Source organism: Peribacillus sp. NPDC097198 (assembly GCF_044762055.1).
Classification (GTDB): domain Bacteria; phylum Bacillota; class Bacilli; order Bacillales; family DSM-1321; genus Peribacillus.
Map to the genome: position 1 here is coordinate 225661 of NZ_JBIWDO010000002.1, position 21363 is coordinate 247023.

Below are 21363 nucleotides of genomic sequence, written 5' to 3' on the forward strand. Positions count from 1 at the left end.
TCATAGTGGAAAAATAGAGGGATAGTGGGCTTGTCTCGCCGTATAATGTTATGGTAGTGAGTTATTCGTGGTGAATGGAAAGTAGGGTGGTATCCTTGGCAATGCTCTTATTGGTTATGATTTACTTGGCTTTCATAAGCCTGGGTCTTCCAGATTCCTTACTGGGTGCTGCCTGGCCGGTCATGCAGTCTGATTATGACCAGCCACTGGAGACTGCAGGCTTACTTTATATGATTGTTGCAGCAGGGACCATTTTCTCAAGCTTGGCTAGCGGCTGGCTAAATAAACGACTGGGGACGGGAAAGGTCACGTGTATAAGTGTGGCCCTGACAGCGGTGGCCTTATTTGGCATTGCCTATTCTCCCTCTCTGGCTTGGCTTATTATCTGTGCGATCCCTTTGGGGCTGGGTGCAGGAGCTATCGACGCTGCGCTGAATAACTACGTGGCTTTGCATTATAAAGCCCATCATATGAACTGGCTTCATTGCTTTTGGGGAGTGGGGGCAAGCATAGGCCCAATCATGATGTCTTATTATATGGCTAATCAAGGCACATGGAGAGCTGGTTATGTAACCATTTCCTATATCCAGTTCACCCTAGCCCTTTTACTCGTGTTAACCCTCCCATTATGGAAGCTAGTCTCTCGGAGGGTGCCAATCGATGAACGTAGCGCAGTGAATCCGGATTACTCGGAAGAACGGGTATCCAAGGAAAGGCCGCTTAAAATCAAAGGAGTCAAGTATGCATTGTTCACGTTCTTTTTCTATTGCGGCGTTGAATCAACGCTAGGACTGTGGGGAAGCAGCTATCTTGTGAATAGCAAGGGCATGTCAGCTGCTTTGGCCGCTCAAGGGGTCTCTTTTTTCTATACGGGTATTATGCTAGGACGGCTTATAACAGGATTTATTCTTTTGAAGGTCACCAACCATCAGCTGCTGATCCGATTGGGACAGATTGCAGCACTTATTGGGACGGTACTCCTTATCCTGCCCTTGCCGGTTACGATGTCGCTTGTCGGTTTTGTTATAGTCGGATTGGGCTTGGCCCCCATTTATCCTTGCATGATTCATGAGACCCCCGCCAGGTTCGGTAAAACCCATTCACCGTCCATCATAGGATATCAAATGGCTGTGGCATACACGGGGACCACCCTTTTGCCGCCCTTTCTAGGGTTAATTGCTTCGTACACTACGCTTGATGTATTTCCGTACTTTGCTCTGGTTTATGTGATGGCCATGCTGTTCGGATCTGAAAAGTTGAATGGAATGTTGAAGAAGCGTTGGGCTAATTAAGATCCCTACCTTGGATGGGAGGACTACCTCATGAATCTTTATGAAGTGATGAACGTGAATGCCATATTTTAAAGTCTTATTGCTTCGTGGTAGGCAGGCGATTAGACGCAGGATAATGAAGCTGAAAAAAGAAACGTGGAGCGGGTCGATAGAAGTGGATGAGGTAAGTTTTTGGAATAGAATAGTTCGGCGGATCGTCCATATATGTAGTATAAAGGAGCATGTAATGTGAGTTTAGCGAGCTATATTGGGTGTAACGTGGAACTCCTTCCTTGTGAAGATGGGGAGCATAACGCCTTAATTCAGATTGGAGATTGTTTTTCAAGTAAGTACGACAAACAACATGTGAAAAAGTATCAATTCACGGCACAGTTTGTTTATGAAGTGTCATCCGACTGGGGAATTGAAATTTCAAAAGATATGAGTCCAAGCCAGTGTTTTGAATCAAAAAAGAAGCTTACAGCATTATGCGAAATGATGAATGACTATCTTGAAAAAGGTGAATATTTCGAATTGTATAGTTGCTGGGTAGGGGAGGAGAAAGAAAAACGAGTAGGTGAGTTAACGTTAAAAATGGATACATTGAATGTTGATTCGATTGAAATGCCTAAAAAGACATTGGTTCGATTTGAGAAATAAGTTGAGGGAAGCCTTGGGCGATAAGGCTTCCCTCATTTGTATGCAAATCCAAATCAAAAAGTAATTACTTAAGCCATCTTCGTTTGCTGGTTGCCTTCCATTTCTGATTCTTCGTCAAAAATGCGTTGCTCGGACTCTTTATCGAAGAAATGGGTTTTATTCATATCAAGGGCCAGGTCAATGGCATCACCAGCCTGGATGAGATGTTTGGCATCCACCCGGGCAACAAAGTCCTGTCCTGCGAATGTCGAATAGAGCATGATTTCGGCACCCATTAGCTCGGCCACATCGACTTGAGCCGTGAATGTTGAAGTGGGCGATGCGGAAATGAACGTTTCTTCGTTATGGAAATCCTCAGGCCGGATGCCAAGAATGATGTCTTTTCCGATATAGCCTTGATTACGAAGCGTATCCATTTTGAAAGGGGGCACCTCAAGTGTTTGCTCCCCAATTTGAATGAATCCATCCTGCAAGGTACCCGTAAAGAAGTTCATGGCAGGTGAGCCGATGAATCCGCCTACGAAAACATTTACAGGCTTTTCATAGACATCTTTCGGTGCACCCACTTGCTGGATGATGCCATCCTTCATGACTACAAGCCGGGTGGCCATGGTCATGGCTTCTGTTTGGTCATGGGTGACATAAATGGTTGTTGTATTGATCCGTTTGTGCAGTTTAGCGATTTCTGCGCGCATTTGTACCCGAAGTTTTGCATCAAGGTTGGAAAGGGGCTCATCCATCAAGAAGACTTTGGCATCCCGGACAATGGCCCTTCCAAGTGCCACACGCTGGCGCTGCCCGCCAGAAAGGGCTTTCGGCTTCCGTTGTAAGAAGTCTTCAAGTCCAAGGATCTTGGCAGCATCATGGACGCGTTGCTTGATTTCCTTCTTCGGGGTTTTCCTTAGCTTCAGTCCAAAAGCCATATTGTCATAGACGGTCATATGAGGATATAAAGCGTAGTTCTGGAAAACCATCGCAATGTCCCGATCTTTTGGAGGCACGTCATTGACCCGCTTGCCATCTATAAAAAGATCCCCTTGGGAGATGTCCTCAAGGCCGGCAATCATCCTTAAAGTGGTCGACTTTCCACACCCCGAGGGTCCGACGAAAACAATGAATTCCTTATCGGCCACGCTAAGGTTGAAGTCTTTAACGGCTGTCACCTTATTATCATAAATCTTGAAGATATGATCCAATACTAACTCTGCCATGAACTATTCCTCCTCTTAAACTCCTAAATTCGTAATGATATTTTATAGTCTACTCTATCAATGCTGAAATAAATATGGGCACACTGCACAAAAGGGATAATTATCCTTTTTGCTCATTTAAGAGAATGAGGAGGTAGGCAGCCAAAGCATGCGGGAAATTCCGTACATCCAGTCCTGTTTTTTCAGCGAATTTATCTATCCTGTATTGCAGGCTGTTCCGATGGATATAAAGTTGTTTAGCTGCCGATGAGGCGTTGGAATTACATTCGATATACGTTTTAACCGTTTTGATCAATTCATGATCCTGCCGCGTCTTGCCAAGCAATTCATTGATGTACCATCTTTTATCCATGTCAGTACAGGCATTCATGAGTGCGTAGGGGATAATATTGGGTAATTCCGTCACCTTAACATCGGATAGATGGAGCAAAGAAAGTGTGAAACATTTTCTCTCTTGTATCAGATGGTGATGAAGGTCCGCATCGACAGGGTGAAATCGACCGGCATAGACCCTGATCTTCACGTAAAAGTCACTCTCGAGTGTAGATGAGATGGCGAGAAAATCATGCGTCGATAAGGGTTCATCCATGTCTGATTCAATTAAGGTTCCCGCCGTTTCATTCTCCCAGACCAGGATGGAATCGGATGGTACGAATGAGAGAATCGCTTCCTCGAAATGATCGTGTGAAAAATCCCCATGGGCCAGGTTAAAGTAGGTGAACCGGACATTCTCCCAGTTCGTTAGGGGCTGGGAGGCACGCGGCCCAAATAAAAAATCATTCCAAGTAGTTTTTTGGGTAGTGGAGGTGTTTGGACTTTGGAGTGATGGAGTGTCAAAGAGTAGCGTAAGCAAACGGATTCCCTCCGCCGATATGTCTGAGCGGGGAATGCCAATTGTATGGCCGAATGGATCTTCCAACCAGAAATATGCCGAGATGTCCTGTGCATCCTTTTTATCTGAAAGGGAGTTTGGGAATGTATGTTTAAGCTTATTAAGCATCATGTTCACCTTCTTTCCATTCCATTATATCCAAAAAGGGCAAAGCGGAAAAGAAAACAATGACTGCGTTCGTAGGTATTGTTAATCAGTAAAGGCCTGCCCCAGACAGGAGCAGACCCATACTTGCTGTTTCCTTATTTCATCCAATCGGGTTTACCGAAGCCTTGGAACTTGTCATCAATCACCTTTTCGAATTCGGCACTTTCTACAACTGATTTGATATCTTTTGCAAATTGGGCGTCTTTATCCTTAGTGTTTACAGCCACGACATTGCGATACGTATCTGGCATGTTTTCTAATGCAAGAGCATCTTGAAGGTCCATTTTGGCGGCAATCGCAAAGTTACCAGGAACGGCCGATAGGTCAACACTGTCCGTTGCACGAGGTAATTGTGCCGATTCCAGTGGTTCGAATTGAATGTTCTTCGGATTCTTTGTTACATCTTTCTCAGATATTCTTAATGGATCAACATCCGGATCCACGTCAATCAGGCCCTCATCCAATAAAACTTTAAGTGCACGGGAGAGGTTGACTGGGTCATTGGGAACGGCGATGGTCGCACCATTTTTAATATCGGTCAATGATTTGTATTCCGTGGAGTAAATGCCCATCGGTGCCGTTGGAACAATAATAAGGTCAGAGAGCTCTAAGTCATGTTCCTTTGCGAAATTATCCATATACACTTTATGCTGAAAGAGGTTGGCATCGATCGAACCATTACCAAGTGATTTATTCGGCTGGATATAATCACTGAATTCGACGATGTCCACTTTGTAGCCAAGGTCTTCAAGTCCGGGTTGTATGGCTTCTATGACCATGTCGGCATAAGGGCCAGTCGTTGCCCCGATTTTTAATTCTTTCTTGTCCTCCGTTTTAGTTGTCGCATCGTCATTTCCGCAAGCTGACAACCCAAGGGCTAATGCACATATAGATAATAATGAAGTGATTTTTTTCATGAAAAATTCCTCCTTGTTTAATGTAGTGTCATCGTTAACATTCATGAATCTTATCGTTTGTTTACATAGTGAGAGGCCTTATCACCTATCATTTGGATGATTTGGACAAGACAGATCAGAACGACCACCGTTGTGATCATGATCGTGTTGTCATAACGGTAATAGCCGAAACGAATCGCGAGGTCACCGATTCCTCCTCCGCCGATTGTTCCTGCCATAGCCGAGAAGCCGATGAGTGATATCGTCGTTAATGTCACGCCTTGGATGATTCCAGGCCTTGCTTCAGGAAGAAGCACATCCTTGATGATCATCCATGGGGAAGCGCCCACTGCAATGGCGGCTTCGATCACTCCCTTATCTATTTCCCTCAATGTAGATTCTACGATCCTAGCGAAAAAAGGAATGGCGGAGACTGATAGGGAAACGGAAGCCGCTAGCGGTCCAATCGTTGACCCGGTAAGGAATTCGGTTAAAGGAAGCAAAGCGACTAAAAGAATGATAAACGGAATCGAGCGGACTAGATTAACCACGAAACCGAGGGATCGATTCAACGTGATATTTTCAAAGAACAAATTCCTGGTCGTCGTAAACAGCAATACTCCTAGAGGCAGTCCAATCAGGAGGGCAACCGCAAGGGAAATTCCGACCATATAAATCGTTTCCAGAAAGGCTTTATTAAGGTCAGGCAAAATATTGATGATGGAATCAAGCAGTGACATGCTTTAACACCTCCACAGATTGGGTCCGGCTTCTTATGTATTCAAGGGCTACTTGCACTTCTTCAGGCTCACCAATCAATTCGATGATCAAGATTCCTAGAGGGACATCCTGGATATATTCAATTTTCCCGTGCAGGATATTCCCTCTGACAGAATAGTTTTGTAGAGTATCCGAGAGAATCGATTCACCAGCAGTTTGCCCTTCAAATTGTATTTTGATAATCGTTCCTTTGTTTTCCCTTATAAGGTGGGGAGGAAGTTCAAAATCCAACACGCTGCTGATGAACTGCTTAGTCAGTTCTTGTTTGGGTTGGGAAAATATTTCATAAACAGGGCCATCTTCAATAATTCGTCCATCTTGCATGACGGAGACACGATGGCACAGTTCCTTGACCACTTCCATTTCATGGGTGATCAACACGATGGTGATGCCCAGTTCTTTATTGATCTTTTTCAACAACTGTAAGATCGACTTCGTAGTGGTTGGATCAAGGGCTGATGTCGCTTCATCACATAATAGGACGGTAGGGTCATTCGCTAAGGCCCGTGCAATGCCTACCCGCTGTTTTTGTCCGCCACTGAGTTGAGCCGGATAAACATCTTTTTTATCCCGAAGGCCAACGATATCCAAAAGTTCCAGAACGCGGTTAGTAATGACCTCCTTTGGTTGATGGGCGGCTTTCAAGGCGAAGGAGATATTGTCAAAAACCGTTTTGGAACTGACTAGGGAAAAATGCTGAAATATCATGCCGATTTTCTGGCGTTGTTTGCGAAGCTCCTGGATTGATAAGGTTGTTAAGTCGACGCCATCGATGATGATGCTACCATTGGTCGGACGCTCAAGAAGATTCAGACAGCGAATCAATGAACTCTTTCCCGCGCCGCTATACCCGACAATCCCATAAACCTCTCCCGTTTGAATGGTTAAAGATACATTATCCACTCCGATAACTCGGGTATTCTTCGAGATATATTCCTTTCGAACTGAACGAATTTCAATCATGATGCTATCCTCCTTATACATAAAAAAGCTACCTCTATCATTCAGAAAGAGGCAGCGAAATTATATCCCGTCTTATCTTTCAGAATGGTATTTCATTCTGCAGGAAGGGGCACCATTCCCGATGTGGGGCGGTTGCCGGACGTCATAGGGCCTGGTCCCTCAGTCACTCTTGATAAGTTAATTACTATTTTAGTATTTTATTATTTTTTTAATATAATCTATATTATTTGTTAAATACAGTAATGTCAATTATTTTTTGAATTTTATCAAGATTATGAATCAAACGATCTACTTGCCCAGATTATAGTGGCCATTTGCTAAGTTACACGGAACGTCCCGGATCTTACATGGCCTGTCTGCGTAAGAATATGGACTTTGATCACTCCCATCATTAGAAAAAATATTATACTTGTAAAAAGTATGGAGAGATAATACATTTATTGTAAGTAAATTAGAAAATAAAGGATGATGAGTTTTTCCAAAAAAATGATTGGGGTGGAAAGTCATGCTGGAAATGAAAACGATAAACGATGTGGTTTGCGTAAAAGGGACACCGGAAGGAAACAAATCAGGCATGAGCGTGAATGTGTTCTTAACCGATGGCATGTTAGTTGATACGGGGGCAAAAATCTTGTTGAAGGAACTTACTCCATTCTTTGAAACCGCTGATTACGATATGGTTGCGCTGACGCATTATCATGAGGACCATACGGGTGGGGCCGCATGGATACAGGAACATAGGAACGTTCCCATCTATATTCATCCGATGTCCCTCGATATTTGTGCAAAGGATGCAGAATATCCCGATTACCGTAGAGTTTTTTGGGGAGATAGGGATGCCTTCAAGGCAGAACCATTAGGAGGGGTCGTCCATTCACGCACTCAAACATGGGAGCCAATCTTTACGCCAGGGCATTCGAGGGACCATATGGTTTACCTGAACCATAGTAATGGCATGCTGTTTTCGGGTGACCTGTTTGTAACGCCGAAAACGAAGCTCGTTTTAAGGGAAGAATCTATCCCGGTCATCATGGAATCCATCAAGAAACTGCTTCAGTATGATTTTAAAGAGGTCTTTTGCTGCCATGCCGGATATGTCCCGAACGGAAAGGAAATGTTTGAAAGAAAGCTCAGTTACTTGGAAAATCTGCGCGGTGAAATTCTGCGTTTGCATGATCAAGGATTGGAAGTCCATGAAATTCAGCAAAACGTGTTGCCTAATCGGTATCCGCTTATCGAGATATCCGGTCATGAATGGGATTCGGAGCATATCATTACATCGATACTGAAAGAGAGTAGGGTGTATTCAGAGGACAGAGGATAGATAGGGCCCAAGAACAAGGCAGGAGCCTCATTGTAATCCTAGTGAAAATTTGATACAGTTAAACTGAAAAATAGTATTTCGTCTAGAAATGGGTGCAGATAAGAAAGTGTAGCTTATCTGCTTAAAAGGGAAGTCGGTTAGAATCCGACGCTGTCCCGCAACTGTAAATGAGAGCGATTCGAAGGAATGCCACTGTCTTTTTTGCAAGAAAAGATGGGAAGGTTCGAAAAGCGATGATCATGAGCCAGGAGACCTGCCCGTTTTTAGCACAACGCCAGAAACCTACGAGGATAGGGGGTGTTAAGTGCGAAAAATTAGCAAGAACATGCTTTCTTATTTTTGTAGAAAAATGGGGAATCATGGTCATTTTTGTTATGTTTCGTTTGCACTCTAACAACTTCTGAATGGGAAGTTGTTTTTTGTTTTTTACAAGTCCATATTGGACAATATTCAAAAAGAATCCTGTTAATTAGACAGGACAGCTATCATAGGGGGCCATATCATTGTTTGGTACAGTTGAGCATTTTACGGACTATTTAAAAGCGCAAATCATGCGTAACTTTTGTGTGGAAGAAATGATATCTTTAGATGATTGCCGAGCAAGCTTGATTGAGGAAATCCAGGTTCATGGCAAAAACGTAGAAGATAGGAAAGAATACGAAGCAAATCTTGAAAGAGCCTTTAGCCAAGTGAATATAGAAATATTCGGCTATCAAGAAATCAAATAAAGAGCCGCCCATAAGGGAAGCCCTTGTTTTCAATCTTTATTGATGTTCGGTTCCGTTTCATCATGAAAGTCATGGGCTTCCTCAATGTTCAAGGTGTCCGCGGCTTCATAGACGTTTCCGCCAGCAAGTCCTTCATTGATGATACGATCGATATCGAGGTATACAGAATCCTTACCGTCATACTCGGTATCCTTCAGAAATGTAATCTTTTCTTTATCCAAATGAAATCCCTCCTTGGCTTTTTAATAGTGTTAGCCAAAGAGGGATTCTTTATTCTGTTTATTCGTACACGTGATACACCATTAAATCATGGATCATGCCCTTAAGTTTTTCTTCCTCTGATTCTTCAGGCGGATTGGTTAACCACTCGATGGACCCATCTTTATGATAGAGGGCTTGGACGGCCAATTTATTGAAGTAAAAGGAAATCTTCCAGCCAGGTAAATTCTTGTGCAACGGCTTCCATTGAAAATGCGTAATCATATGTATAACCTCCATATCGCTGTTTCTCATTTCATTATAATGGAAAAAGCAGGATGGAGGTTATTTTCTTATGTGATTCGGAAAAGTTAATTCAATGAACAGGTTTTTTAAATGTAGTAGGCGGCTCGCTTCAATTTCCTCTTCATCAAATTGCATGGGTTTTGAATTGACTTCATAAATGAATAGAGCACCGGATGTATCTTCCCCGATATCAATGGAGAATTCCCCAAGAAAGCCAAACTTCCTGGAGAGGATGATTCCACATCTTTGCGCAATGTTCGCCAACTTCCTGTTTAACGGCCTCGTTTGTAGCTGCTGATAGGGAAAAAGCTTTCCCCCCCTTGGCGTATGGGTTGTGATTTCCTGGGTTTGCGACATCCTCACGCCCTTGCCGGTCACTTTATAAAACCCATTTTCATAATGAACAAGAATACGGTAATCGTATCGGTGTCCATTCAGTTTCTTTGGAATGACCGCTCGTTGGGCCAGATACCCCCTCTTTTTGAGCGACGCCTTATTGGCTTCCCAAAACGCGGAGAAATCAGGGTACAATTCCTGATGTTTCAGGCTATTGAATTGGAGGGTGCCATCAGGTTTTTCTAGCAGGGTGTAGATGCCCTTACCTTGGCTTCCTTTGCATGGTTTCAAATAAATATGTTTGTGGAAATGTAAGAAGTCCGCTAGTTGGGTAGGGTCGGATAGGTCTATGGTCGATGGAAGATGGCGGGCTAGAGATCCATCTTCCGTCAATGCTTCGTACATCAAGTACTTATCCAAAAAATGAGGGTTGAATAAAGTGATGCGATGTTCTTTAAAAAAGGAAAGGAGTTCTTGAAAACTTTCCGATGCTTCGAATCCCCTTTTGGGAATGCGATTATAAACGATATCGGGCAGTGGTAATTTTACCTCATTCCATGTGTTCGTTTGTGAAGAAAAGATGAAGCCTTTCATGTAGTTGGAAAGCAAGGATTCAACCGTGAATACATAGGCCAATATCCCATGATTCGATAAATATTGAGATAAATTCTGAAAAAGTGTCAAATTCCCCCCTATACCTGATTCCTTCTTTGGATCTAGAGAGGTCAAGATACCAACGACTAGCACCCGGTTTCCCGGAAATAAAGTAATCGGAAAAAGTGCCTGATCCTGGGTGTCCTGCTTAAAAGGGATTTCCTCATTCGCGGCTCCCGCATATAGCTGCATATCTTCCTCGTTATGGCTCCATCTCTCAGAGGGAACATCATAAAAAATGTTCATTTCTGTGTACCAATCGTTTGTGAAATCGTCTGTTCGGTAAGATAAATGGCATAATCAAGGCTGAGCTTCCTGGTTAAAAGTTCAAATTCCTTTAACTTTGGATGGGAAAAGATAGAACGGCCTGGTTTAGAATTAGCTTCGAACATCCATACTTGCCCTTTTTTATCCAATCCGAAATCGAAGCCGATTTCTCCTATGATGCCATCTAGGTGCTCCTCGATGCTTTCACTTAATATAAGAGCGGCTTCTGATAGCTTTTCCTCGATCCGTTTAGCTTCTTCGTCATCTCCGTATAGTTCGGCAACCGTCTTGATGACCCCGCCGCTTTTAATATGGGTCGTCACACTGCCAGCCCCGGAAACTTTTGCGGCGATGGCCGTCACTTGCCAAACCCCATTGCTGTCCTTGTTCGTATGGACCCTGAAATCCACTGGCCGCTTTGAAGAGCGGATTAACGGGATGCCTTGTTGAACGATCAGGTTCTCAAGCGGTCGATTATGAAATACATGTTTGAGGATGGATTCGAGTGTGGAGAACTTTTGTAATTTGTTTTCCTGTTCCTCATTTTTATACCGGCAATAGTAGACATTTTCATGCTTATCATACAGAATTTGATGAATGCCGAGGCCAAGGCTACCATGAATGGGTTTGATATAGACTTGGCGATAATGCGACAGGAGCGTCTCGACGACGGATAGAGATTGAAAAGGGTAGGTCTCCGGTAAAAATGGCAAAGCCCGATCATCCGCATTCAACCGTTCGTAAACATCCCATTTATTGAAGAAACCAGGATTGTACCAAGGAATCTTATATTCCTTTTGGAACTTTTGCTTCACTTCCTTTGGCCCCTCACGGTTTTCCGTCATTCGGTTGGGAAGCCGGTCATATACGACGTTGGGAAAAGGGAATTCGTTGATCTGCCAGTTTTCCTTCTCATATACATATCCTTTAATCGTTTCTTGATCCCAATTGATGACATTCTCACCGAAAACAAAGGGGATACAACCGGTTGTTTGACTGAGAGAAAGTAATTTCGAAAAAAAGCCGGAACGTTCCCCAAGCGGTTTATTGGAAATGCCTGTGAAGCCTGATGAGAAAATTCCAATGAGCGGGCCGATATGAAGGCTCTTCCCGTATATAAATAAATGAAGGGGAGTATCGATCTCGTTGAACATCAAAGAATCTGCAAGACTATTCGAGAGTACGATTGATTGCTTGATGGCTGGATTTGGCTTGACGGCTGCAGGGCAGGAATGCTGCCCAAAATAAATTAATTCGATATCCCCCAATTCCCCAAGGTCAGACGGATAAAAAAGGACGTGGCCGGGGATGTTGGCAATCTCTGCAGGGTATGTCTTTCGCATGGGTCATTCACCTGCTTTCAGAAGATGTTCGGATAAATATTGGCAATATTTGAACGGGGCTTGATAAATTTCTTTCATGGACTCTGGTTGGAGTGTTTGGATGATCTTTCTTCCGGGCTTGGAGTTAATGTCCAAGATCCAAATTTTCCCCGCCTTATCGATGCCTAAATCGATTCCAAGTTCGAATAGCCTTTGAAAAGCGCCTTCCGTCTCCACAGGGAGAGTCCGGAGGATATGCTGGATGGTTTGTTCGACGGTTACCGGGATGGAATCAGGATTCTTTTTCATGAAGGCTTCAAGCGATAAGGCTTCTCCGCCAGTCGTCAGATTGGAAGTGATATGATCTTGTTTCCCAAGACGAATGCCCCGCCCCCGTTCCAGCCACTGGTTTTTTTCGTTTTTCTGAAGCAAAATCCGTAAGTCGAATGGTTCGTTCTTCTGGTTGCTCAATTCTAAATAAGGTTGACATAGGTAACTATAGCGAGTTAATAAGTGCTGTAGCCATTTATTCAGTTGCGATTTTGATTCGAATTGGCGGTCATATTTCGTTCCTTTTTTGGTCATGGAGACGGTTGTGCCTTCCTTAGTTTTCGTCAGAAGGTAAATGCCAAGACCGCCTGATCCAAACTCGGGCTTAATGATGATTTTTTCCAGGCGTTCCATGTGGTCGATTATTTGCTCAGGTGTCGTGACCCGCTCCGTCTCTGGGAAAAAGGCTTGAAGCAGGGGATTGGTTTTCAATGTTTGGTAAACATCCCATTTGCCAGGGAGGCCAAGCCCAAGAAAATTCGAGTTTTCTTTTAACCAATTTATTTTCTCACGTATATCATTATGCTCACGGGAAATGCCATGAAAACAACGGTCATATACAAAATCAGGAAGGTCAAGTGAAGCAGGAAGCCAAACTTCTTTTTCCCCATCAAAGCGCTCGCCCTTGATTTTCTTCGAATCAACGTCCATATTTTCCGGTACGAACTTACAAACATTCATGCCAAGGGTTTTAGCCGTCTTGGCTAGCTCGGTGAAATAATGATTTTCTTGTGTATCTTTCGTGGACATTAGCCCTATTAACACGTGCCAGCAACTCCTTTTATGGATGGTCTTCACTCATTTATCGCATACATAAACTCAATAATCGACTTTACAGATGGCCGGAATGTTTCATAGGTACCTTGGAATTTTTTTGAGGGCTTCGAATTCACTTCTATGATCCAAGGATGCTTGTTACTATCAAGGGCTAAATCGATACCCAGCTCCCCAAATAATTCCGGATGGTTGTCATCAAGCGCAACTGCCGTCTTCTTAGCTAAACGGATGAGGCTTTGATATAAACGTTTGGCTTCTTGGTGATCCACGATCTCTTTTAAAAAGTCGAAACCGTTCTTCATGACACCACCTTGTGCGAGGTTGGAAACGATATTTCCCGAATCCCCGATTCGTGCAACCATGGAGGTGACCTTCCATTGATTCTGTCCGTTTTTATGAAGCAGGATGCGGAAATCCACTAATTTCTGATTGATCTCGAATAAGGAAATCCCCTTTTGAAGGATGTAAGCTTGATTCCGGCAAAACTTTTTCAAGGCCGAGAATAATTTCTCCTTCGTTTCGATAGTATGGATATTGTTTTCTGTTCCGGCATGCTCGATTACCCATCTGCCCGATGATTCGGTCAGCTTGCAGATATTCCGCCCCTGACTGCCTGTCGAGGGCTTTAGATAGCTTACTGGATACTTATCTAAAAATGTCATGAAGGGTTCCTGTTCATTAAACATCACCGTCTCGGGTAAATGTGGAAGCAGGCTATAATCTGAGAGCAGGAGCTCATGCACATCATGTTTGGAAAGGAACCGCCCGTTGAACATGGGAATGGCAAGGGATTTCAATTCCGATGAAAAGTTTTCGAATAGTGGTGTTCCTTCCACCTTCCGGGAGTGGATCCGATTGTAAAACACATCAGGAACGGGGAGCTCAAGGGTCTCCCACCCATTCGCCCCTGGCCAATATCCTGTAAGGATCCCGTCCGCAAGTGGCTGTGGTTTTGCCAAAAAGAAAGGAAAGCCTTTTTGATTACAATAGGCTATCATCTCCTGATAAAATGGTTCCATTTCACCGAATGTGCCGCTCTGCAAGGGCCCCTGGTTAATGAGGACGGCAAGGAAAGGCGCTATTTGCAACGTTCTCTCCTCTGCATGAAAGGAAACGGAGACCGGCCCCGAGAAGGGAGGCAGAGATAAGAATTGGTTCGTATCATGTGAGATCTTTATGGTGGATTCCGGTGAGGCGAATGTTTGGACAAGTACCGGGACAGAACGCCGTCCGGCAATGAGCGTAAGAGGTTCTCCATATTGAAGGTCCCATTCCTGAAATAGTTTTTCTTCGACAAACAACAGTGCCTTCTTTCTTGTAGCAGCTGAATTTACCGTAATAAAAACTTTTTGGTATTTCAAGGTCATAATAATTCCCCGTTTGCACTAAGTTTGATATCCTTTTATAATTAAATGATGGGCAAAAGTGGATATCACATTCTATGTTTTTCAAAGTAGAACGTGTCATATAGCCCCTATTTCAAGCAATAAAAGGAGAAAAACATCATGGATGAGTTGTGGGTAAAAATACTGTTTATGGTCGTTGTCGGTGCAGTCATAGGAGGGTTCACCAATTTATTGGCAATCCGCATGCTGTTCAGACCCTATAAGCCCATATTTATTTTTGGAAAGCAGGTGCCGTTGACACCGGGTTTAATTCCGAAGCGGCAGGATGAGTTAGCCAAGCAGTTAGGGAAATTGGTCGTCGAACATTTAATCACACCCGAGAGCATTCAAAGTAAGGTTATCAATGATGCCTCTATAAAGAATATGAAGATTTTCGTACAGTCAGAAGTGAAGAAGGCGTTGTCCACGGAAAAAAGTATGGCACAACTGTTGGACCAATTGGGGATGAAGAATTCTTCCCTGACAATGGAACAGCGTTTACAGACATTCGTCCTTGGTAAATACGAAACATGGGCAGCGGAAAACCGAGGAAAGAGTCTACAAGACATCATTCCTTTGAATATCCAGCAAAAAGCGGTGAAATCAATCCCGGACATTTCGAAATATATCGTAACGAAGGGGAAAGAATACTTCAACAGTGCCGATGGCAAGGGACGACTCGAAGAAATGCTTGATGATTTTTTCAAAGAGCGAGGAAAAATGATTAACTTGATTCAAATGTTTATCGGAAATGAAAAGTTAATCGATAAGATTCAGCCTGAGATCATTAAATTCTTTGATCAATCCTGGACGGTCGACTTATTATCGGTCATGATGGAAAAAGAGTTGAGAAACCTTGAAAAATGGGATATGGAGAAAGTGGAAGGATTAATTGGAAAAGACACGATCCGCACGCTGATTACAGAAAAAACGGGAGAATGGATTCCGGTCGCTTCCATCATGGAAAAACCGGTTCGTGAACTGACGGCTAGTTTTGCGGATACCATCGTCAACAAAGGCGTTCCGATTTTTGTTGAAAAAGCCGCGGACTATTTAATTGTCCATTTCCAGCCACTCTTCCAACGACTGCATTTGGATGATATCGTGGAGGAACAGGTATCTTCCTTTTCCGTTTCACGCTTGGAGCAAATGGTCGTCTCCATCACTAAGAAGGAATTATCGATGATCACATATCTAGGTGCCCTGCTTGGTGGGATCATCGGTCTATTCCAAGGATTTGTGACCGTTTTATTAGGATGACGTGTAATTAGTAAAGGGATTTGTTATAGTGGGAAAGGTGTAGGAATACAATGATTACCGGGAGGGGAAAATTTTATGAGTAACGTGTATGATGCAGCATATGAAATGGAAAAAGCGATTCGATCAAGCAATGAATATGCAGACTTGCAACGGTTATATGATTTAGTCAATTCAGACCCAGCTACGAAAGGGATGTTCGAAAACTTCCGTAACTTGCAGATGACATTGCAACAAAAGCAAATGATGGGGCAGGAAATTGATCCCGAAGAAGTGGCACAAGCTCAAAAAACTGTGCAACTTGTTCAACAGAACCCAACGATTTCTCAATTGATGGAAGCGGAACAACGGATGAGCATGGTCATTGCCGACCTTAACAAAATCATCATGAAGCCACTAGAAGATTTATACGGCCCAGCTGAACAGCAATAATACCAAAAAAAACTCCTTTGCCTTATGGCGAAGGAGTTTTTTTGAAAAAGAAAGACAAACTGATCCTGTTCTACTCTACAAATTTTAGTCATAAATTTGAAAGAGGATATTACAGATGGGGGAGATTTACATGGTATATCGTCTATTAGCGGTTAACATTGATGGAACATTGCTTCAGTCCAATGGCCGTTTAAATAAATCGACCAAAGAGGCCATTGAGTATGTTCACGATAAGGGTGTCCATGTTGCACTTGTAACGTCAAGAAACTACCATTCTGCAAAAAAAGTGGCCAAAGCCCTAAAAATAAATCCAATGATCGTTGCCCAACACGGAGCTTTTGTCGGTGCATCCATCGAGAAACCCATCATGGTAAAAAGAATGTCAGAAGAATTGACCGTGGAACTCGTGCAAATGCTGGAGAAGACCAATTCCCAAATAATGCTCCATCATGAAAAGTACTCCCTTGGCAATCGAGTTAATCTCCCGGAAAACTTACTCGGTAAAACGGTCATGTATACGAATGACCAAAACATTTATGCCCAAAACTATGTGGATGACATAAGCGAAGAGCTTATGGATCATCCTATGTCCCCGACAAAAGTTGATATCATATTTACTGAGCAGAAAGATCAAGTGGAAATGCACAAACTGATAAAAGACATGTTTCCGGAAGTTGAAGTGACTACAAATCCTGGGCACAGGCTGACAATCGTTCCGAGAGGTGTTTCAAAATGGAGTGGCGTTTTGTATTTAGCGGATCATTTAGGCGTGAAGCGGACCGAAATCGTATCGATTGGGGACGGACTGGATGATATAGAGATGATCGCGGGATCAGGTTTGGGTGTTGCCATGGGAAATGCGGACCCTGAAGTCAAAAAAGCTGCCAAATGGGTCACCCGCTCGAACGATGATGACGGGATTGCCTATATGTTGAAAGAGTTCTTCCGCAAGCAGCACCCGATTGGATTCTTACAGAAGATGAATATGCTCAAGTGAAAGATGCTGCTCCCTTCCATCATGGAGGGTTCTTTTTTTGTTGATCAGGTTTATCTTTCCAATAAATAATTTCGTTCATTATCCATAAACTAAGTAAATCCCTAAGGAAAGGAAGAATGTAATGGACGTTATTAATGCAAAAGAAGTACAAGTTGGCGATGAGGTGTTTGTCATTTATAATAATCCGCACGTTCCCTCAGTTTCAAACGTAAGGGCTGCAGAAATTGTGCAGCATCCGAAAGATCCTAATGCAGTCGCTTTATTCCTGAACGATACCTTTCATACGATTGAAGATGATGATGCATTATTTTCATCAGAAGCGGCTGCGGAACAAGCCTATAGTAATTTCATTAATGATCAATTGACATGAGAAAAGTAAGAAGCCCCCGCTTAGGATTGCGGGGGCTTCTGTTTATGTCATTTTGCAGCGTGAATCACACGTAGCATCGCATGAATTTGGCCCATATGGTAAGTTTCATGGAAGAGGGCAAGGTTCACCATTTCCCCATATGTTTCGAACCCTTTGAATGGTTCTTCGAGTTTTTCGGCCAAACGCTCTTCAGGAATGGCAAGAAGACGATCAAGCTGTTCTTTAAATTGCTCAATTAATACTTCAACAGAAGGGACTTCATCCGTCCAATCAGCAGGACTGGTTCCTTGAGCAAAGAATTCAGCGTAATTGGCGGGCAAGTTACCTGCTGCCGGATGGTCAAGCAAGAACTTTTCCGTTACAAATAATGTATGGCCAAGATGCCAGTGAATATTATTATTAAATCCTTCGGGTTGAATATCTGTCAGTTCAGGGGTAATCCGGTCGATGACCCTCTCGAAGAACTTACCTCTAATTAGGGAAAAACGTTTTTGTAATGGGTTCATGTTAGTAGCTCCTTCTAGTTGTCGCAATAAAAACGTCCACCGCCAACGACAATGGTACGCTTGTCAGCTTGTAATGAGATTTCAGTCTTTCTAATGATAATCTATTTATGAATTAAATCAAGTGATGCATAAGCGTGCTTTTCTTATTTCTGATAAAAGGTGGGGCGCCGCGTTTTGTTATCGTGCATCAATATAAATGAAAATATCCCTATCAAGGCTCGGACGAAGCCTTGATAGGGATAGGTTGAATAGCTATGAATGAATGATTAAGTAAGTACAACTTGTTTTTTGTTTTCTTGTTTCTCACCTAAATCGTTAAAATCATAAGCATATTCTATATAAATTTGATGCCAAATCATAAATACAATGATGGTCCATAACTTCCTGCTATTATCCTTTTTGCCAGCGACATGTTCCTGCATTAAGTCAAAAATCGCTTTTTTATTTAAAAGGTAATCTGTGGGGCTAGTACGAATCAAATTGTTGGCCCAATCATACATTTCATCCTTTAACCAATGGCGGATAGGCACAGGGAAGCCTAATTTCTTCCGATTTAATACATGGTCAGGTACGATTCCCTCGGCTGCTTTACGAAGTATATATTTAGTCGTATTGTTTTTGATCTTTTGCTCTGAATGAATCTTTGTCGCGACATTAAACACTTCTTTATCCAAGAAAGGAACGCGTAGTTCAAGAGAGTGAGCCATCGTCATTTTGTCGGCCTTCAACAGAATGTCTCCTTGCAGCCAAGTAAGAATATCTAAATGCTGCATTTTCGTAACGGCATCATATGATCTGGATTGATTGTAAATGGGATCAGTCACGGTCGTATAGCCCAAGTTTGGTTTATATTCCGAAAGCAATGATTTCTTTTCACGTTCTTCAAATATTTTTGCATTACCGATGTACCTCTCTTGCAAAGGGGTGACACCACGTTCAATGAAGTTTTTCCCCTTCACTCCATCCGGTAAAATCCTACTCATCACTTTTAACAGGTTTTTGATCGGATTCGGGATATGGTTGAACATTTTCAATGATTGAGGTTCCCTATAGATATTATAACCACCGAAAAGCTCGTCCGCCCCTTCACCGGATAATACCACTTTTACATGTTTTCTGGCTTCACGGGCCACGAAATATAAAGGGACGGCCGCTGGGTCTGCCAGTGGGTCATCCATGTGCCAAATGATTTTAGGGAGTTCAGCAAGATATTCCTCAGGCGAAATGATATAGCTGATATTCTCTAGATTAAGGGCGTGGGCTGTTTCTTTCGCCACGTCGACTTCACTGAATCCATCCCGTTCAAAACCGACAGAGAACGTTTTTAGTTTGGGGTTGACCTCCTTGGCAAGGGAAACGATGATCGAAGAATCAATGCCTCCGGATAGGAACGATCCCACCGGTACATCACTTCGCATATGCACATTCACCGAATCTATTAAAACATCACGAATTTCCTTGGAAAGTTGTGTTTCGGATAGGCCCATCGGTTTGAAAGTCGGTGCCCAATATCGGCTGATATTCATCTTGCCACCTGGCTTTTTCGTGAAGCAATGGCCTGGCGCTAGTTTTTTAATTTGGCTTGTCATCGTATCGGGTTCAGGTACATATTGAAAGCTAAGATAGTGCTGTAAGGAGTCGGAATCTATCTTTCCTTCCATCGCTAGAAGAATACTCTTCTTTTCTGAAGCAAAATAAGTTAGTTCCTCTTGTTCTGAGTAAAAGAAGGGCTTGATGCCAAACTGATCTCTGGCCCCGAATATCGATTGCTCCACTTTATCCCAGATGACAAAAGCAAACATGCCTCTTAATTTGCTCACCATACGTTCCTTTTGGTCACTGAACAGGGCAATGATGACTTCTGTGTCCGATTCGGTAGTAAATTCATAACCTTTTTGGATTAGTTCTTCGCGTAATTCTATATAGTTATAGATTTCACCATTGAAGATGATCCAATACCGATCATTTTCATAAGAAAGGGGCTGGTGTCCACTTTCGATTCCTATGATACTGAGTCGTCTGAAACCAAAATTGACATACGCATCATTATAATAACCTTCATCATCCGGACCTCTATGTGTAATAAGCGTATTCATTTTATTTATTTGATCTTTCATGTCTATATTCATTTGATTGGGTTTTTGATGCATACAACCAACAAATCCACACATTTTGGGGGTCACCTACCTACTTAATAGTATTAATCTCTGATTCTCGTTTTTTTAGGAATGATCCATGACTGACAGTAGTTCATCTACATTACATTCGAGGGAAGAGGAGATTGAAGAAAATTGAAAATCCATACATTTTTATCCTGATATTAAATATTATTACAAACAATCTCATCATTATAATGGAAGAAATTACATTTTTCAACCGTTTCACCATTTTTTATACATCACGTGCTGGATAAATTTCGTTTTGGTGTATACTTTTGGCTCTTTATGTCTGGAGTATGAAGGAAACGTAACGAGGAGTAAGTCTCCCTCATGACGCGTGCTTGTGGTTTCTATAATAGAAAGGGTTAAAATAGAACGGCTTCTTATCGTGAAGATCGACATGGGCTTGGGGAAAATAATTGTGAATGGGATGGTCGGAGGGAGTCGATCCATCGATTTGCTTTGATGACCATAACATAAAAAAGCCAGGCGCCCGGATTTTCTGGAAAATCGGTGTGCCTGGCTTTTGAGTTATCAGTTAGAAGCTTGAACGAGAAGCTTCATCGCATGAATTTGTCCGATATGATTCGTTTCGTGTAAGACGACAAAGCTAATGAAGTCCTCCACTGTTTCCATCCCCTTGAATGGATTTTCCACTTTATCAGCATATTTTTCTTCTGGAATCGCAAGAAGGCGATCGAGTTGCTCCTCTAACTGTAGCTTCAGTGTATCAGTGGATGGGACATCCTCTGGCCAGTCAGCTGGCTTTGAACCATATCCGAATAGTTGTCCATAGTTGTCAGGTAGGTTACTGCCATTTGGAGAGTCCAATAAGAATTTTTCCGCTGCACTCAATACATGACCAAGGTGCCAATGGATCGTATTGTTGAATCCTGAAGGCTGGACATCCATAAACTCTGGCGATAATCCCTTGATTTCACTTAGTAAACTGCTCCGGGTGACTTTTAACTGGTTTTTTATGTAATTCAATTTATATTCCTCCACATCTTGTTAGAAAATTTCTTCTAAATAAAAGTATAACAAGGTTATGGATATTCACCAAGTTTGAGTGAAAGGGTTTTTACGTTTTTCATTTTTCTTCTTGAAATTGTCAGAAAATTATTTATAATGAGAATATGTTATAAAATCTTACATTTCTGTGTTATATATGTGGGTTGACTCGTTTGTAAATCAG

At 42.6% G+C, this 21363-nt stretch carries 22 protein-coding genes and 2 riboswitches; of the genes, 8 read left to right on the forward strand and 14 right to left on the reverse strand.

Annotated elements, in window-relative coordinates; translation table 11 throughout:
- The first annotated feature begins 95 nt into the window (after nt 1-95).
- Both ACIQXQ_RS04125 and ACIQXQ_RS04130 read left to right on the forward strand, forming a co-directional pair.
- A complete protein-coding gene (locus ACIQXQ_RS04125) occupies nt 96-1292 on the forward strand; it encodes an MFS transporter (RefSeq protein WP_402955625.1) in 1197 nt (398 codons plus the stop codon).
- A 228-nt stretch (nt 1293-1520) separates the two neighbouring features.
- Nucleotides 1521-1931 (forward strand): hypothetical protein, encoded by a 411-nt coding sequence (locus ACIQXQ_RS04130; protein ID WP_402955628.1) that lies wholly within the window; start codon nt 1521-1523, stop codon nt 1929-1931.
- Nucleotides 1932-1999: 68 nt separating this feature from the next.
- On the opposite strand, the gene ACIQXQ_RS04135 is transcribed toward ACIQXQ_RS04130, so the two are convergent.
- From ACIQXQ_RS04135 to ACIQXQ_RS04155, 5 genes are all read right to left on the reverse strand, one after another.
- Nucleotides 2000-3142 (reverse strand): ABC transporter ATP-binding protein, encoded by a 1143-nt coding sequence (locus ACIQXQ_RS04135; RefSeq protein WP_402955631.1) that lies wholly within the window; start codon nt 3140-3142, stop codon nt 2000-2002.
- Between the two features lie 100 nt (nt 3143-3242).
- The gene (locus tag ACIQXQ_RS04140; protein ID WP_402955634.1) at nt 3243-4142 is read right to left on the reverse strand and encodes a PucR family transcriptional regulator; all 900 of its coding nucleotides are present in this window, start codon (nt 4140-4142) and stop codon (nt 3243-3245) included.
- 134 nt (nt 4143-4276) lie between these two features.
- A complete protein-coding gene (locus ACIQXQ_RS04145; RefSeq protein ID WP_402955637.1) occupies nt 4277-5098 on the reverse strand; it encodes a MetQ/NlpA family ABC transporter substrate-binding protein in 822 nt (273 codons plus the stop codon).
- Between the two features lie 50 nt (nt 5099-5148).
- On the reverse strand, nt 5149-5817 hold the full coding sequence (locus ACIQXQ_RS04150; protein ID WP_402955640.1) for a methionine ABC transporter permease: 669 nt from the start codon (nt 5815-5817) through the stop codon (nt 5149-5151).
- On the reverse strand, nt 5804-6820 hold the full coding sequence (locus tag ACIQXQ_RS04155; protein ID WP_402955643.1) for a methionine ABC transporter ATP-binding protein: 1017 nt from the start codon (nt 6818-6820) through the stop codon (nt 5804-5806). Before ACIQXQ_RS04155 ends, ACIQXQ_RS04150 begins: the two co-directional genes overlap by 14 nt.
- Before the next feature lie 69 nt (nt 6821-6889).
- A riboswitch (SAM riboswitch) is annotated at nt 6890-6999 on the reverse strand.
- A 326-nt stretch (nt 7000-7325) separates the two neighbouring features.
- Between ACIQXQ_RS04155 and ACIQXQ_RS04160 the strand changes: the two genes are divergently transcribed.
- Nucleotides 7326-8144 (forward strand): MBL fold metallo-hydrolase, encoded by an 819-nt coding sequence (locus tag ACIQXQ_RS04160; protein WP_402955646.1) that lies wholly within the window; start codon nt 7326-7328, stop codon nt 8142-8144.
- 73 nt (nt 8145-8217) lie between these two features.
- Nucleotides 8218-8419, forward strand: a riboswitch (cobalamin riboswitch).
- 228 nt (nt 8420-8647) lie between these two features.
- Complete coding sequence (locus tag ACIQXQ_RS04165; protein WP_402955649.1) at nt 8648-8872, forward strand: hypothetical protein; 225 nt, start codon at nt 8648-8650, stop codon at nt 8870-8872.
- Nucleotides 8873-8901: 29 nt separating this feature from the next.
- On the opposite strand, the gene ACIQXQ_RS04170 is transcribed toward ACIQXQ_RS04165, so the two are convergent.
- Genes ACIQXQ_RS04170 through ACIQXQ_RS04195 form a run of 6 tightly spaced genes read right to left on the reverse strand, consistent with a single transcriptional unit; the run spans nt 8902 to nt 14429 of the window.
- On the reverse strand, nt 8902-9093 hold the full coding sequence (locus tag ACIQXQ_RS04170) for a hypothetical protein (RefSeq protein WP_402867674.1): 192 nt from the start codon (nt 9091-9093) through the stop codon (nt 8902-8904).
- A 58-nt stretch (nt 9094-9151) separates the two neighbouring features.
- Nucleotides 9152-9355: a YheE family protein gene (locus tag ACIQXQ_RS04175; RefSeq protein ID WP_402955652.1), complete on the reverse strand. Its 204-nt coding sequence runs from the start codon at nt 9353-9355 to the stop codon at nt 9152-9154.
- 60 nt (nt 9356-9415) lie between these two features.
- Nucleotides 9416-10558, reverse strand: a complete 1143-nt coding sequence (locus ACIQXQ_RS04180; RefSeq protein WP_402955655.1) for a YheC/YheD family endospore coat-associated protein — start codon at nt 10556-10558, stop codon at nt 9416-9418.
- Between the two features lie 50 nt (nt 10559-10608).
- Nucleotides 10609-11976, reverse strand: coding sequence for a YheC/YheD family endospore coat-associated protein (locus ACIQXQ_RS04185; protein ID WP_402867677.1), 1368 nt, complete (start codon nt 11974-11976; stop codon nt 10609-10611).
- Nucleotides 11977-11979: 3 nt separating this feature from the next.
- On the reverse strand, nt 11980-13050 hold the full coding sequence (locus ACIQXQ_RS04190; RefSeq protein WP_402955658.1) for a YheC/YheD family endospore coat-associated protein: 1071 nt from the start codon (nt 13048-13050) through the stop codon (nt 11980-11982).
- A gap of 29 nt (nt 13051-13079) precedes the next feature.
- The gene (locus tag ACIQXQ_RS04195; protein WP_402955661.1) at nt 13080-14429 is read right to left on the reverse strand and encodes a YheC/YheD family endospore coat-associated protein; all 1350 of its coding nucleotides are present in this window, start codon (nt 14427-14429) and stop codon (nt 13080-13082) included.
- A 138-nt stretch (nt 14430-14567) separates the two neighbouring features.
- Here ACIQXQ_RS04195 and ACIQXQ_RS04200 point away from each other — a divergent pair, with 138 nt between their 5' ends.
- The 4 genes from ACIQXQ_RS04200 to ACIQXQ_RS04215 all read left to right on the forward strand — a co-directional run bounded on the left by ACIQXQ_RS04200 (nt 14568) and on the right by ACIQXQ_RS04215 (nt 17503).
- Nucleotides 14568-15707 (forward strand): DUF445 domain-containing protein, encoded by a 1140-nt coding sequence (locus tag ACIQXQ_RS04200; RefSeq protein ID WP_402955664.1) that lies wholly within the window; start codon nt 14568-14570, stop codon nt 15705-15707.
- Between the two features lie 75 nt (nt 15708-15782).
- A complete protein-coding gene (locus ACIQXQ_RS04205) occupies nt 15783-16136 on the forward strand; it encodes a YlbF/YmcA family competence regulator (RefSeq protein ID WP_402867681.1) in 354 nt (117 codons plus the stop codon).
- 130 nt (nt 16137-16266) lie between these two features.
- Nucleotides 16267-17133, forward strand: a complete 867-nt coding sequence (locus ACIQXQ_RS04210) for a Cof-type HAD-IIB family hydrolase (protein ID WP_402955667.1) — start codon at nt 16267-16269, stop codon at nt 17131-17133.
- A gap of 121 nt (nt 17134-17254) precedes the next feature.
- Nucleotides 17255-17503 (forward strand): transcriptional regulator SplA domain-containing protein, encoded by a 249-nt coding sequence (locus ACIQXQ_RS04215; RefSeq protein WP_402867683.1) that lies wholly within the window; start codon nt 17255-17257, stop codon nt 17501-17503.
- Between the two features lie 47 nt (nt 17504-17550).
- On the opposite strand, the gene ACIQXQ_RS04220 is transcribed toward ACIQXQ_RS04215, so the two are convergent.
- The 3 genes from ACIQXQ_RS04220 to ACIQXQ_RS04230 all read right to left on the reverse strand — a co-directional run bounded on the left by ACIQXQ_RS04220 (nt 17551) and on the right by ACIQXQ_RS04230 (nt 21158).
- Complete coding sequence (locus tag ACIQXQ_RS04220) at nt 17551-18009, reverse strand: DinB family protein (RefSeq protein ID WP_402955670.1); 459 nt, start codon at nt 18007-18009, stop codon at nt 17551-17553.
- A 266-nt stretch (nt 18010-18275) separates the two neighbouring features.
- Nucleotides 18276-20180, reverse strand: a complete 1905-nt coding sequence (asnB, locus tag ACIQXQ_RS04225; RefSeq protein ID WP_402955673.1) for an asparagine synthase (glutamine-hydrolyzing) — start codon at nt 20178-20180, stop codon at nt 18276-18278.
- 522 nt (nt 20181-20702) lie between these two features.
- Nucleotides 20703-21158 (reverse strand): DinB family protein, encoded by a 456-nt coding sequence (locus ACIQXQ_RS04230; protein WP_402867686.1) that lies wholly within the window; start codon nt 21156-21158, stop codon nt 20703-20705.
- Nucleotides 21159-21363 lie beyond the last annotated feature (205 nt).